The organism is Vibrio sp. PID23_8, from assembly GCF_003584965.1.
Classification (GTDB): domain Bacteria; phylum Pseudomonadota; class Gammaproteobacteria; order Enterobacterales; family Vibrionaceae; genus Vibrio.
This window is the reverse complement of sequence record NZ_LIXE01000004.1, coordinates 100,388-115,023: the sequence shown is the minus strand read 5'-3', so window position 1 is coordinate 115,023 and position 14,636 is coordinate 100,388. Positions and strand designations below refer to the sequence as shown.

At 46.4% G+C, this 14,636-nt stretch carries 13 protein-coding genes; 11 read left to right on the top strand and 2 right to left on the bottom strand.

The features are described 5' to 3' along the window. Positions 1 to 327 precede the first annotated feature (327 nt). The 5 genes from leuA (at position 328) to AK966_RS09480 (ending at position 6,074) form a co-directional block, all read left to right on the top strand. Positions 328 to 1,875: a 2-isopropylmalate synthase gene (leuA, locus tag AK966_RS09500; RefSeq protein ID WP_099079927.1), complete on the top strand. Its 1,548-nt coding sequence runs from the start codon at positions 328 to 330 to the stop codon at positions 1,873 to 1,875. An 83-nt stretch (positions 1,876 to 1,958) separates the two neighbouring features. Further along, entirely contained in the window at positions 1,959 to 3,050 is a 1,092-nt protein-coding gene (gene leuB, locus AK966_RS09495) for a 3-isopropylmalate dehydrogenase (RefSeq protein WP_119464030.1), read from the top strand. A 72-nt stretch (positions 3,051 to 3,122) separates the two neighbouring features. Beyond that, the gene (gene leuC / locus AK966_RS09490) at positions 3,123 to 4,541 is read left to right on the top strand and encodes a 3-isopropylmalate dehydratase large subunit (RefSeq protein ID WP_099079929.1); all 1,419 of its coding nucleotides are present in this window, start codon (positions 3,123 to 3,125) and stop codon (positions 4,539 to 4,541) included. Positions 4,542 to 4,553: 12 nt separating this feature from the next. Beyond that, complete coding sequence (leuD, locus tag AK966_RS09485) at positions 4,554 to 5,156, top strand: 3-isopropylmalate dehydratase small subunit (protein WP_099079930.1); 603 nt, start codon at positions 4,554 to 4,556, stop codon at positions 5,154 to 5,156. Between the two features lie 135 nt (positions 5,157 to 5,291). After that, positions 5,292 to 6,074 (top strand): DUF547 domain-containing protein, encoded by a 783-nt coding sequence (locus tag AK966_RS09480; protein ID WP_119464029.1) that lies wholly within the window; start codon positions 5,292 to 5,294, stop codon positions 6,072 to 6,074. 129 nt (positions 6,075 to 6,203) lie between these two features. On the opposite strand, the gene djlA is transcribed toward AK966_RS09480, so the two are convergent. Continuing rightward, the gene (gene djlA / locus AK966_RS09475) at positions 6,204 to 7,058 is read right to left on the bottom strand and encodes a co-chaperone DjlA (protein WP_099079932.1); all 855 of its coding nucleotides are present in this window, start codon (positions 7,056 to 7,058) and stop codon (positions 6,204 to 6,206) included. A gap of 268 nt (positions 7,059 to 7,326) precedes the next feature. Here djlA and lptD point away from each other — a divergent pair, with 268 nt between their 5' ends. The 6 genes from lptD (at position 7,327) to apaH (ending at position 14,085) form a co-directional block, all read left to right on the top strand. Then, on the top strand, positions 7,327 to 9,681 hold the full coding sequence (gene lptD, locus AK966_RS09470; RefSeq protein ID WP_119464028.1) for an LPS assembly protein LptD: 2,355 nt from the start codon (positions 7,327 to 7,329) through the stop codon (positions 9,679 to 9,681). A 62-nt stretch (positions 9,682 to 9,743) separates the two neighbouring features. Next, positions 9,744 to 11,027: a peptidylprolyl isomerase SurA gene (gene surA / locus AK966_RS09465; RefSeq protein WP_099079934.1), complete on the top strand. Its 1,284-nt coding sequence runs from the start codon at positions 9,744 to 9,746 to the stop codon at positions 11,025 to 11,027. Continuing rightward, positions 11,017 to 12,015: a 4-hydroxythreonine-4-phosphate dehydrogenase PdxA gene (gene pdxA / locus AK966_RS09460; RefSeq protein ID WP_099079935.1), complete on the top strand. Its 999-nt coding sequence runs from the start codon at positions 11,017 to 11,019 to the stop codon at positions 12,013 to 12,015. The genes surA and pdxA overlap by 11 nt, the downstream gene beginning before the upstream one ends. Next, complete coding sequence (gene rsmA / locus AK966_RS09455) at positions 12,012 to 12,821, top strand: 16S rRNA (adenine(1518)-N(6)/adenine(1519)-N(6))-dimethyltransferase RsmA (RefSeq protein ID WP_099079936.1); 810 nt, start codon at positions 12,012 to 12,014, stop codon at positions 12,819 to 12,821. Before pdxA ends, rsmA begins: the two co-directional genes overlap by 4 nt. Positions 12,822 to 12,886: 65 nt before the next feature. Beyond that, positions 12,887 to 13,267, top strand: a complete 381-nt coding sequence (apaG, locus tag AK966_RS09450) for a Co2+/Mg2+ efflux protein ApaG (protein WP_099079937.1) — start codon at positions 12,887 to 12,889, stop codon at positions 13,265 to 13,267. 11 nt (positions 13,268 to 13,278) lie between these two features. Then, complete coding sequence (gene apaH / locus AK966_RS09445; RefSeq protein ID WP_099079938.1) at positions 13,279 to 14,085, top strand: bis(5'-nucleosyl)-tetraphosphatase (symmetrical) ApaH; 807 nt, start codon at positions 13,279 to 13,281, stop codon at positions 14,083 to 14,085. Between the two features lie 67 nt (positions 14,086 to 14,152). Here apaH and folA read toward each other — a convergent pair whose 3' ends face one another. Continuing rightward, positions 14,153 to 14,632 (bottom strand): type 3 dihydrofolate reductase, encoded by a 480-nt coding sequence (folA, locus tag AK966_RS09440; RefSeq protein ID WP_099079939.1) that lies wholly within the window; start codon positions 14,630 to 14,632, stop codon positions 14,153 to 14,155. Positions 14,633 to 14,636 lie beyond the last annotated feature (4 nt).

Genomic DNA, 14,636 nt, shown 5'->3' with positions numbered 1-14,636 from the left:
GCCCCCAAATACAAAGCACTGCCCAAAAACGCATCGACTCATCGGATATGAACAAAAAATCGACTTTAGGGTTGACGTACCCCATTGAGTGCGGTACTAATTTGTTAACTTAATATTGTGGAATGCTTAACAACTATGTCAGCACATTTTTCTATCCTGCTTAACCTCCTCCTGATCGTGACCAATTCGCGCGGGTAGGTTGTGGAAGAGAAATAACCACACCAAGTTCTTAGAAACCCGCATGCAAATGCGGGTTTTTTTATATCTAAATACCGGAAGTAAACGATTAACCTGCACAAAAATGCAGAAATCATGAAGGAAGCAAACATGAACGATCAGGTCATTATATTCGACACCACACTGCGTGATGGCGAACAAGCGTTGTCAGCAAGCTTAACGGTTAAAGAAAAACTGCAGATTGCCTATGCGCTTGAAAGGCTCGGCGTTGATGTTATCGAAGCGGGCTTCCCAGTCTCTTCTCCAGGAGATTTCGAATCAGTACAAACCATTGCAAGGCACATCAAGAACAGTCGAGTCTGCGCACTTTCTCGTGCCGTTGCAAAAGACATCGATGCCGCTGCGCAAGCACTAAAAGTGGCTGACGCGTTCCGGATTCACACTTTCATCTCGACTTCAACCGTTCACGTTCAAGACAAGCTACGCCGCAGCTACGACGATGTGGTAGAAATGGGCGTGAAAGCCGTAAAACACGCACGTAACTATACCGATGACGTGGAGTTTTCTTGTGAAGACGCAGGTCGCACCCCAATCGACAACCTATGTCGCATGGTCGAAGCGGCTATCGACGCAGGCGCAAGCACCATCAACATTCCTGATACCGTTGGCTACACCGTACCGAGTGAGTTTGGCGGCATCATTCAAACGCTATTTAATCGCGTCCCAAATATCGACAAAGCCATCATCTCGGTTCACTGTCACGATGATTTAGGTATGTCTGTTGCCAATTCTATCGCCGCTGTACAAGCAGGTGCACGTCAGGTAGAAGGCACCATCAACGGCATTGGTGAGCGTGCAGGCAACTGCTCTCTGGAAGAGATCGCGATGATCATCAAAACGCGTCAAGAGTTCTTAGGCGTTCATACTGGAATCAAGCACGATGAAATTCACCGTACCAGTAAGCTAGTGAGCCAACTATGTAACATGCCAATCCAAAGCAACAAAGCGATCGTGGGTGCGAACGCATTCAGCCACTCTTCGGGCATCCACCAAGATGGCATGCTAAAGAACAAGAACACCTACGAAATCATGACGCCAGAGTCGATAGGCCTTAAAAACCAAGCACTTAACCTAACCAGCCGCAGTGGCCGTGCCGCCGTGAAGAGCCATATGGATACGATGGGCTACAAAGAGGAAGAGTACAACCTAGACGCATTGTACGAAGACTTTTTGAAACTAGCAGACCGCAAAGGCCAAGTATTCGATTACGACCTAGAAGCACTGATGCACTTCTCCAATTTGCGCGAGGAGGACGATTTCTACAAATTGAGTTACCTGAGCGTGCAATCTGGCAGCGTAATGGCAACCACCAGCATCAAGATACAATGCGGCGATGAAGAAATGTGTGAAGCCGCCGTCGGTAATGGTCCAGTTGATGCGTTATACCAATGTATTTACCGCGTGACAGGTTATGACATCGTGCTAGACAAATTTGACCTAACCGCAAAAGGTGAAGGTGAAGATGGTCTTGGTCAAGCAGACATCATCGCCAACTACAAAGGGCGTAAATACCACGGAACCGGCGTGTCCACTGACATCGTAGAAGCATCGGGCCAAGCATTGCTGCACGTCATCAATAGCATTCACCGTGCAGACAAGATTGAAGAAATGAAACAAAAGAAATTTGCCACCGTTTAATCGACGCTTGGGCCCCGCAGCTCAATGCCCACCTATTTCGCTTTCAAAAAGCCAAGTAAGCTAATAAAAATTAAAGGATTAACATGACAGACAAATCATACAAAATTGCCGTTTTACCAGGCGACGGCATCGGCCCAGAAGTGATGGCGCAAGCACATAAAGTGTTGGATGCAATCGAAATGAAACACGGCATTGCCTTTGAGCGTGACGAGCATGATGTAGGTGGTATCGCGATCGATAATCACGGCTGTCCACTTCCAGAAAGTACAGTGAAAGCGTGTGAAGAGTCTGATGCAGTCCTATTCGGTTCAGTTGGCGGTCCTAAGTGGGAACACTTGCCACCAAATGACCAACCTGAACGTGGCGCCCTACTGCCACTACGTAAACACTTCCAACTGTTCTGTAACCTACGCCCAGCACAAATTCACTCAGGCCTTGAAGCCTTCTCACCACTACGTGCAGACATCTCAGATCGCGGCTTTGACATCGTGGTAGTTCGTGAGTTAACAGGTGGCATCTACTTCGGTCAACCAAAAGGCCGCGAAGGTGAAGGTCCAACAGAGAAAGCCTTCGATACTGAGGTTTACCACCGCTTTGAGATCGAACGTATTGCAAAAATTGCCTTTGAGTCTGCGCGTCTACGTCGCAAGAAAGTTTGCTCAATCGACAAAGCGAACGTCCTACAAAGCTCTATCCTATGGCGTGAAGTGGTCGAAGAAATCGCAAAAGACTACCCAGATGTAGAGCTATCACACATGTACATTGATAACGCAACCATGCAGCTAATCAAAGACCCGGCACAGTTTGACGTAATGCTGTGTTCAAACATCTTCGGTGACATCATCTCTGATGAGTGTGCCATGATCACCGGTTCCATGGGCATGCTACCGTCTGCGAGTCTTAACGAAAGCAAGTTCGGCCTATACGAACCTGCTGGTGGCAGCGCACCAGACATCGCTGGTAAAAACATGGCAAACCCAGTGGCGCAAATTCTCTCGGCCGCGCTAATGCTGCGTTACAGCCTAGGGGAAGAGGCGGCGGCGCAAGATATTGAAACTGCGGTATCAAAAGCCCTGTCAGCAGGCCAATTAACCGGTGATCTTGCCGGAAACAATCCTGCACTTTCGACCTCAGAGATGGGTGACAAGATCGCAGAGTACATCTTGAACTCTTAATACAGACCAAATTCATAATAATTACTTGCTCCTGATGAGCCATTATCGGGAGCCTCACACAGGATTGTGACAATGGGCAAAACACTATACGAAAAAGTCTACGACGCACATGTTGCCGTCGCAGCTGAAGGGGAAACCCCTATCTTGTACATCGACCGCCACTTAGTGCACGAAGTGACGTCTCCACAGGCGTTTGATGGTTTGCGCGAAAAAGGTCGTAAAGTTCGCCAAGTGAGCAAAACCTTCGCCACGATGGACCACAACGTATCGACTACCACGAAAGACATCAATGCCTCTGGTGAGATGGCGCGCATCCAAATGGAAACGCTATCGAAAAACTGTGAAGAATTCGGCATCACCTTGTACGACATCAACCACAAATATCAAGGCATCGTGCACGTAATGGGCCCTGAACTTGGCATTACCCTACCGGGCATGACCATTGTTTGTGGCGACTCGCATACCGCAACTCACGGCGCGTTTGGCTCGCTAGCCTTTGGTATCGGCACTTCAGAAGTGGAGCACGTATTGGCAACTCAAACGCTAAAACAAGCGCGCGCTAAGACGATGAAGATCGAAGTGAAAGGCAAAGTGGCTCCAGGCATCACCGCTAAAGATATCGTGCTAGCGATCATCGGTAAAACCACAGCTGCTGGCGGTACAGGCTACGTGGTTGAATTCTGCGGTGAAGCGATCACTGACCTTTCAATGGAAGGCCGCATGACCGTATGTAACATGGCGATTGAGCTAGGTGCTAAAGCTGGTTTGATTGCGCCAGATGACACCACATTCGAATACATTAAAGGCCGCAAATTCTCACCTCAAGGTGCCGACTTTAATGCCGCAGTCGAATACTGGAAGACACTAAAAACTGACGATAATGCTCAATTTGATGCGGTAGTTACCCTAAATGCAGCAGATATCAAGCCACAAGTGACTTGGGGCACCAACCCTGGCCAAGTTATCGCTGTAGACCAAGCCATCCCAGCACCAGAAAGCTTCACCGACCCAGTAGAGAAAGCCTCGGCAGAGAAAGCACTGGCTTACATGGGCCTAGAAGCTGGCAAGGCACTGTCTGATTACAATGTCGATAAAGTCTTCGTTGGCTCTTGTACCAACTCACGTATCGAAGACATGCGCGCAGCCGCTGAAGTAGCGAAAGGTCGCAAAGTAGCGTCTCACGTTCAAGCGCTTATCGTTCCTGGTTCTGAGCAAGTAAAAGCGCAAGCGGAAGCAGAAGGCCTAGATATAATCTTTAAAGAAGCGGGCTTTGAGTGGCGCCTACCTGGCTGTTCAATGTGTTTAGCAATGAACAACGACCGTTTGGGTCCCCATGAGCGCTGCGCATCCACATCAAACCGTAACTTTGAAGGTCGCCAAGGCCGTGATGGTCGAACCCACTTGGTTAGCCCTGCAATGGCAGCGGCAGCAGCAATTGCTGGTCACTTTGTTGATATTCGTGAATTAACTTTTTTTGATAAACAGGACTAGAGGAGAACCATCATGTCAGGTTTTAAGCAACACACTGGGTTGGTTGTACCTCTAGATGCCGCCAACGTCGATACTGATGCCATCATTCCAAAACAATTTCTACAAAAGGTTTCACGCCTTGGATTTGGAAAACACTTGTTCCATGACTGGCGTTTCCTCGATGACGCTGGTGAGCAACCAAACCCAGAATTCGTGATGAATGCACCACGCTACCAAGGCGCATCTATCTTGCTCGCACGTGAAAACTTTGGCTGCGGATCATCACGTGAACACGCACCTTGGGCCCTAGCGGACTACGGCATCAAAGCAATGATCGCCCCTAGTTTTGCTGATATTTTCTATGGCAACTCGATCAACAACCAAATGGTGCCTGTGCGTCTAACCGAGCAAGAAGTGGATGAGATTTTCCAATTTGTTGAAGCCAACATCGGTGCAGAAATTGAAGTAGATTTAGATGCACTAAAAGTCCGAGCCGACGGCAAAGAGTATAACTTCGAAATCGATGAGTTCCGTCGTCACTGCTTACTTAATGGCTTAGACAACATTGGTCTTACCCTACAGCATGAAGATAAGATTGCCGAGTACGAGGCGAAAATCCCAAGCTTTCTGCGCTAACTCACATCTCAATCGACACAAACTAAAAGGTTGGCGCTTGCCAGCCTTTTTTCTCTTATTTTCATAGCCTCACGAAAGAACTCTGTCCGTATACAGGTCTACACTATCAACAAGGTTTAACCCAAAGGACTCCCTATGACACGTCTGTTGTTACTAATGTGTGCTCTCGTTTCTTTCTCGACATTTTCCGCGCCAAAATCGGATTTGTGGCCGTATTGGCAGCAATCGAATCAAGCGAACCAAGCCCAGATTTCTCATCAAGAGTGGCAGCAATTACTCGATACTTATTTAGTTAAGCAAGGCGAGAACACTTTGTTTCGCTACAGCAAAGTCTCTTCCGCTGACAAAGCTAAGTTAAAGCATTACATCCAGCGCTTAGCAAATCTCAATCCTTTACAATACAACCAAGCAGAGCAATACGCGTATTGGGTAAATCTCTACAATGCCATCACGGTACAGCTAATTCTAGACAACTACCCAGTCAAATCGATTACTAAGCTTGGTGGGCTATTTAGCTTTGGACCTTGGGGGGATGATGTCGTGGTGATTAACGGCAAAGTTCTGACTTTGAACGACATTGAGCATCGCATTTTGCGGCCAATTTGGAATGATTCAAGAACCCACTACGCCGTGAACTGCGCAAGTTTAGGCTGCCCAAATCTGCAAACACAAGCATTTACCGCAGACAACACACAAGCGCTACTCAATAGCGCAGCAAAAGCATTTATCAACAGCAGAAAAGGCGTCTCTGTTCAAGGTAACACCGCCCAACTGTCTTCACTTTATGATTGGTTTTCCGATGATTTTGGAGGTAAAAAACAAGTATTCCGCCATATCGTTCAGTATGCACCACAGTACAAAAGCTTCTCTGGGAAAGTGAAATACGAATACAATTGGGACTTAAACGAAGCCGACTGAACGGCTCGCTTGAGTTCAACGAGCTTTTGGACCGCCATAACCTAAAACCTAAAGACACTAGCAAGCCAGAAACTAAAAAGGGCACTGAGTGCCCTTTTTAGAATCCAATATTTGATAGAAAACGTCCGGCTACTTAAAGCCTTTGACTTTCTTAATTAAATCGTAAGCATTTTGAATTTCTTGCGATTTTTCTTTCGCAACGTTCATCATCTCTGGCGGCAAACCTTTGGCCATCAACTTATCTGGGTGATGCTCGTTCATCAACTTACGGTAAGCGCGCTTCACCGTCTTGCTGTCCGCATCCGAAGCCACATCCAAAATCTCATAGGCATCTGCCAACTTCTCAGCCTGGGAGGCTTGTTGCCAATCCGATGACTGGTACTGACCTTGATGCTGTCCATGAAAGCCGCCCTGGCTTTGGAAACGAAATGCCGCCTCTTGCATATGCAGACGACGCTCAAGCTGTTCAGAAGAGAACCCTAACCCGCGCGCGATCTTGTGCAGCACATTGCGTTCACTTGGGTGTATTTCACCATCAGCAAACGCAGCCGAGATCTGTAACTCAAGGAAGAATTGCAGCAGATCAAAACGGCCAGAAGAGGAGATCTTCACCCGAACCAACACATCCTCAAGTGGAAAGTCGCTCTCTTTACCTTCACGAAACGCCTCTTGCGCCGCTCGGCGTTGTTCACCATGCAAACTCATGCGATCCATCATCGCAGAAGCCAGCTGAATCTCTTCTTTTGTCACTTGCCCCTTGGCTTTAGCAAGATGCCCCATAACGGCAAAAGCCGCTTTAAAAAACTCTTCTTGTCGCTGCGCCTGGCTTGGGCTTTTACCAAACCCTCCCGTCGAAAATCCCGCTTTGCTCAGTCGACGTGCTTTATCAAATTGGTGACCAATGAATAAACCAAGCAATAAACCAAACGGGCCACCAAGCAATAAGCCAAAGAAGGCACCCAATATTTTGCCAAAAATATGCATTATGTGTTCTCTATCAATGAATTTTTATCGACGACAGCGGTCTTATAGTGCCGGACGCAGCGATTTCCTTTATGATAATGGAATTAGTTTTATTTAGGTCAGGCTTTTTCGCCTGCTCACCTTTTGCAGCTATCTTTAACGACATTATGCCACAGTGAACCCACACACTGGGATAAATGCCAACGATAGTTGATTCATTTGGTTATATAGCAAGGGGACAACCAGCCCTATAGCCACGAGTATTAGTGACACAGGAAAGTTCAATTCAATGCAACATTTCTCCCGCACATGTTTAGCAGCCTCTATCAGCACCGCCTTGTTTGTACCCACAATTCAAGCTGAAGTGAATATACAAGATAGTGTGCAGGAAATGCCCACCACAGATCAATGTTTGGTTGAGCCAAGTGGTGAGGAAGACGCACTCAATGAGCCTGTTGTTGTTCAGGCAGACCACCTGCAAGTGATTAACGGTGACAAAGCTCAGTATTCAGGTAACGTAGAAGTCACGCAAGGTCAGAAAAAAATCACCGCAGATAACGTCACACTTCATCAGCAGGACAACGTGGTGGTCGCTGAAGGCAATGTGACCTTTAACGACGGTCAGGTAAAAGCACGCTCTGATCGCGTGACCAACGATATCAATCAAGACACCTTCTCCCTTGAAAACACCGATTATCAATTTCTTTGTCAGCAAGGTCGAGGCACCGCTGCATACATAGCTCGCACAGGTCAGTCGGTTTATGAGTTAGAAGATGGCTCAATTACCTCTTGTCCACAAGGAGACAATTCATGGCGTTTGGTCGCGTCGGGCATTGACGTTGATCAGGACGAAGAAATGGCGACATTGCACCATCCTCGCTTCGAGGTGTTAGATGTGCCAGTCTTCTATGTACCATATTTGACGATGCCGATTGGTGACACACGTAAAACGGGCTTCCTATTTCCGTCCTTGTCCTATGGTTCAAGTGACGGCCTAGAAGTCGAAGTACCGTTTTATTGGAATATCGCCCCTCAATATGACATGACGTTGACCACGTTATACATGCAACAGCGTGGCACTAAGCTCGATACCGATTTTCGCTACCTCACTGAAGGTTGGGGTCGGGGTGAAATCAAAACCGAGTACATGAACCGTGATAAAAAATACCAAGACAAATCTCGCTGGGGATATCAGTTTAAGCACGATGGCATCATCAATAAACATTGGGTGGTCAAAGCCGATTACTCAAAGGTGAGTGATATTGATTACTTCCGTGATTTAAGCTCTGATCTCGGTAACCGTGAAGATGGGCAGTTAATTCAAGAAGGTCAGGTAAAATATCGCACTGATTTTTGGGATGTCTCGCTGACCGCTCGTGACTTCCAAATCCTTCTAGAAGACCAAAACAAGCCTTACCGCTTGATGCCTCAACTCGATTTAAATTATTACACACCGCTGTGGGGGAATTACGTCAACTTTGATGTTAAAAGCCAAGTAAGCCAATTTAGTAGTGACGATACCACTAAACCCGACGCTACTCGTATATTTGTTGCCCCCGGTTTGACCATCCCACTTTCTACGGCCTGGGCTACCTGGACGACAGAAGCTCGATTACTATCAAGATATTACAATCAAGATATCGATGCATTAACCGACGAGACGTTAAAAAGAAGATTGGATAAAAACGTCTCTAGTGTGATTCCAGAGTTTCGCTCTCATACTCAGATATATTTAGAAAGAGATACCAGCTGGATTAAAGGCTATACCCAAACCTTAGAGCCACAACTGCAGTACTTGTATGTGCCGAAAGAAGACCAAAATAACATCTACGATTACGACACAACACGACTACAAATGGATTATTACGGTTTGTTCCGCAGCCGCCGGTACAGTGGTGTCGATTTTATCGCAGCGGCAAATCAGCTAAGCTACGGGGCAAGTACACGTTTCTTCGATGACGATTACAAAGAGCGTCTGAATATCTCATTTGGTCAGATTTATTATTTTAATACTGATGCAAAATTCAATGAGAAAAATCAGAATAATGAATCGAGTACCTCGGCAACCAACTATTCATCTTGGGCAATTGAGACTGATTTTAACTATAACGATTACCTGTTTTACCACGGTGGCATTCAGTACGATATTGACTTGAACTCAATGCAGTTGGCTAACAGCACGTTGGAATACCAGTTCGCAGGTGGCTTTATTCAAGCCAACTATCGATACGTTACTCTCGATTACATTAAAAGTTCTATCGACTTAAAAAACTTGGACTTAATCACCAGAGAAGGCATTTCCCAAGCGGGCTTAGTCGCTGCCTATGACATAGATAGAAATTGGTCAACGAGCGGTCAATATTACTATGACCTCAATGAAAGTAATTCATTGGAATGGCTTGCTAGCCTACGCTATCAATCTGATTGTTGGTACATTGGCTTTACGTACTCTAACCAACTACTCGGTTGGGATAATGCCATTATTGGTGCCGATGGCGCTTCTCCAGAATACGAGAACAACATCAGTGTGAATTTCGGTATTCAAGGCTTTTCAACCAATCAACGCGCAACAACGGCAGCAAAAGAGCTTGATGGCTCTGATAATGCGATCAAGTACGGTCGCCCATTCGATCTGAACAATTAATCGATTTAAGCGTCTTAAAAATAAACCAAGACGCTTAATCTAAAATACTGACGGAATTTTAAATGAAAATTTGGAAATCAATCCTATTCACTACCCTACTTTCTTGCGGTGCAACAGCAGCACCAGTCGAGCTTGATAAGGTTTCAGTCATTGTTAATGATGGTGTGATCTTACAAAGTGACATCGATACGGCACTAAAAACGCTGCAAGCCAATGCGCGCCAAAGTGGAAAAAGCTTACCTTCAGCAAGCGTCCTAAAAGACCAAGTGGTTGAGAAACTGATCATGGATACGCTGCAAGGCCAAGAAGCAGAACGTATCGGTGTGCGTATTGATGATAACCGCCTAAACCAAGCGATTGCAGAAATTGCCAGTAACAATAACCAGAGCGTAGAACAGCTCGTTGCATCAGTTCGAACAGAGGGCCTAAGCTACCCTGAATTCCGTGAACAAATTCGCAAAGAACTTGCGGCATCAGAAGCTCGCAATGCACTGGTTCGCCGTCGCATTAACATACTTCCAGCGGAAGTCGATACCCTAGCGGATCAACTTGCACAACAGACCAACGCTACCGTTCAGTACAAAATTGGCCACATCCAGCTAAGATTCTCTGATGATCAAGATAAATCCGCAGTCGAAACGGAAGCAAAAGCACTGGTTAAAAATTTAAACCAAGGCGCTGATTTCGCTGAAATGGCTTATGCCTACTCTAAGGGGCCAAAAGCACTTCAAGGTGGTGATTGGGGTTGGATGCGTAAAGAAGAAATGCCAACCATCTTTGCCGATCAAATCAAAATGCAGAATAAGGGCAGCATTATTGGTCCATTTCGCAGTGGTGTAGGCTTCCACATTCTTAAAATTGAGGATGTAAAAGGCCTAGAGACGGTTGCAGTAACGGAAGTCAATGCACGCCACATTCTGATCAAACCAACCGTTATCCTAAGTGATGAGGGCGTGAAAAAACAGTTGAATGAATTTATTCGCCGTATTAAAGCTGGTGAAGCCACATTTGCTCAACTCGCAACACAATACAGCCAGGATCCAGGCTCTGCAGCACAAGATGGCGAACTTGGCTATCAAACGCCCGACCTGTATGTGCCTGAGTTCAAACACCAAGTAGAAACGCTACCTGTTGGCTCTATCAGTGAACCATTCAAAACCGTGCACGGTTGGCATATTGTTGAAGTCCTAGATCGCCGTCAAGTTGACCGAACTGACTCAGCGATGAAGAACAAAGCTTACCGTATTCTATTTAACCGTAAATTTAATGAAGAAGCAGGCGCATGGATGCAAGAGCTACGCGCAAGTGCGTTTGTTGAAATCGTGGATGACAATGATGACAACTAATCCGATTCGCAGAATCGTCGTAACCGCAGGGGAACCTGCGGGCATCGGCCCAGACTTAGTGCTTGCCCTGTCTAAGGAAGACTGGGCACACCAGATTGTCGTCTGTGCCGATAAAAACATGTTGATGGAACGTGCTAATCTGCTTGGCATTGATGTCCAACTATATGATTACCATCCAGAAGAAGCCCCTAAAGCACAAAAAGCGGGGACGCTCATCGTTGACCATATCGAAATGTCGGAAAACGTCGTTTCAGGTCAACTCAATGAAGCCAACGGCCATTACGTATTAAAAACGCTAGAAAGAGCCGCTTTGGGCTGTATGAATGATGAATTTGATGCTATTGTCACCGGTCCTGTACATAAAGGGGTGATCAATCGCTCTGGTGTTGCCTTTAGTGGCCATACTGAGTTCTTCGCAGAGAAGTCCAACACCCCCTTGGTCGTGATGATGTTGGCGACCGAAGGATTGCGCGTCGCGCTTGTCACTACGCATATTCCTTTGGCGTACGTGTCCAAAGCCGTCACACAAGAGCGATTAGAGAAAGTCATCGATATTCTTAATAACGACCTTGTCGAAAAATTTGCCATCTCACGACCAAACATCTATGTTTGCGGGCTAAATCCACATGCGGGAGAAGATGGCTGTTTAGGTCGTGAAGAAATCGAGACCATCACTCCGACATTGGAAAAGATTCGACAAGAAAAAGGCATCAATCTGATCGGTCCACTACCGGCAGATACCATTTTCAATGAAAAGTATTTAAACGATGCTGATGCTGTTTTAGGCATGTACCACGACCAAGTATTGCCGGTATTAAAATACCAAGGCTTTGGTCGTTCAGTAAACATTACTCTTGGTCTACCTTTTATAAGAACCTCGGTAGATCACGGTACTGCATTAGAACTGGCAGGGACAGGTCAAGCGGATACAGGGAGCTTCCGAACAGCGCTCACGCATGCGATAGAATTGGTAGAGAAGAAACAATGAGAAATGATGTCCATTTAGGACACAAAGCGCGTAAACGTTTTGGTCAAAACTTCCTGAACGATCCATACATTATTGATGGCATCGTATCGGCAATTAACCCAAGACCAGGGCAAAATCTGGTTGAGATCGGTCCTGGTCTAGGCGCAATTACTGAACCAGTCGGCCGTGAAGTCGACAAATTCACGGTTATTGAATTAGACCGCGATCTAGCCGAGCGTCTACGCAACCATCCTGAGCTGGCAGACAAACTGACCATTCATGAAGGCGATGCGATGCGCTTTGACTTCACACAGTTAGTGAAGCCGAACAACAAGCTACGTATCTTCGGTAACTTGCCGTACAACATCTCTACTCCATTGATGTTCCATCTTTTTGAGTTCCATAAAGACATTCAAGACATGCACTTTATGCTTCAAAAAGAAGTGGTTAACCGTTTAGCAGCGGGTCCTGGCAGCAAAGCATATGGTCGTCTGACTGTGATGGCGCAATACTACTGCAAAGTGGTTCCGGTATTAGAAGTGCCGCCAGAGTCCTTCGTTCCGCCACCAAAAGTAGATTCAGCGGTCGTACGCTTGGTGCCTTACGAGGAGCTGCCACACCCAGCAAAAGATTTACGCTTGTTAGAGCGCGTGTGTCGTGAAGGTTTTAACCAACGCCGTAAAACCGTACGCAACTGCTACAAATCTCTACTAAGCACAGAAACACTGGAAGAACTAGGCATCAATCCTAGTATGCGTCCAGAAAACCTGACGCTACAACAATTCGTCGCCATGGCGAACTGGCTTGCGGATAACCCACAGCACTAATCACTCAAACGATAAGCCAAGCCCTAGCCGGTTTGGCTTATTATTATGCTTATCAAGGAGTGCACATGGACGTCATTCAACCTTGCATAAAGATTCAAGTTCACACCAAATACATTGAAGAGCAGTCCAGCCCCGAGCTACAGCGCTTCGTATTTTCCTACATCATCACCATCAAAAATCTCAGCCAGCAAACGGTGCAATTAGTGAGCCGCCGTTGGTTAATCACCAACGCCGATGGCAAACAGATGACAGTAGAAGGCGAAGGTGTGGTGGGCCAACAACCATTTATCGATGGTAGCGATGAGTACACTTACAGCAGCGGCACCGCACTAGAAACACCGGTTGGCGTAATGCAAGGACACTACGTGATGCTAGATGAAAAAGGACAAGAGTTTCTCGTTGACGTTGAGCCATTCCGTCTTGCTGTTCCCAATGTCCTAAATTAATCGGAGATTCAGTGGCTACCTATATCGTTGGTGATATCCAAGGCTGTTTTGATGAACTACAACAGCTACTAAAACGTGTCGTTTTTTCTGCGCAAAAAGATCAACTTTGGCTTGCTGGTGACTTAGTCGCCAGAGGGCCTAAATCATTAGAAACACTACGTTTTGTTAAATCGCTTGGCGACAGTGCCAAAGTCGTATTAGGCAATCATGACCTACACTTAATGGCCGTTTCTGTAGGACTAAAAAAAGTTAAAGAGAAAGACAAAACCGCCGCAATTTTCTCGGCGCCAGACAAAGATGAACTGCTCACTTGGCTTAGCCAACAACCATTACTTGCTGAACATGATGAGTTTGTCATGTGCCATGCTGGCATTTCCCCCCAATGGGATTTAGCCACCGCAAGACAATGCGCTCGTGAAGTGGAGAGCATTATTCGGAGCGAACGGTTGCCATGGTTGCTAGAGAATATGTACAGCAACCAACCTGATCTTTGGGATGACTCCCTACAAGGTTTGGATCGTTATCGCTATACCATCAATGCCTTTACGCGTATGCGTTTTTGCTTTCCTGACAGTCGCTTAGATATGAATTGTAAGCTCCCTCCACAAGAAGTACAGGAAGACGAGTTAGTGCCCTGGTTCAAATTACCACAACGTATAAATCTTGAAAAAACCGTGCTGTTTGGCCACTGGGCTGCATTACAAGGTCATATTAACGAGCAAGTGATTGGTCTTGATACTGGCTGTGTATGGGGGGGCTCGCTGACAATGATTCGTTGGGAAGATAAGCAAGTTTTCACACAAGAGGCGCTAGACTAAGCACTCCAGCTCAGGGCCCAAAGTAGTAAAAAGCACCGCATTAACGGTGCTTTTCTCATTGTGCGGATTATTTCTCTAGAATCGTAAAACGCATGTTGTAAGCGTTTTTCTCATCCGCTCTATACACTTCTGAGTACGTTTCTTTGAAATCAGTGCCCCAATCCGGGAACTGAGTATCGCCATCAATTTTGGCTTCAATATGAGTCACATATAGCTTGTTCGCCATCGGTAAGCATGCTGCGTAAATGGCGCCCCCACCAATGATCATGACTTCTTCGACATCACCTGTAACTTCCAGCGCTTGCTCAATCGATGTCACCGTCGTGACGCCTTCTATCAACAGGGATGCATCTCGGCTTATCACAATATTCAAACGACCAGGGAGGGGACGACCGATCGAGTCATAGGTCTTGCGTCCCATCACGACAGGTTTACCCATAGTGCAACGTTTAAACCAGGCAAAATCAGCAGGAAGGTGCCAAGGCATTTGGTTGTCCTTGCCGATAATTCGATTGTCTGCCATCGCGGCAATCATACTGATGATCATATTA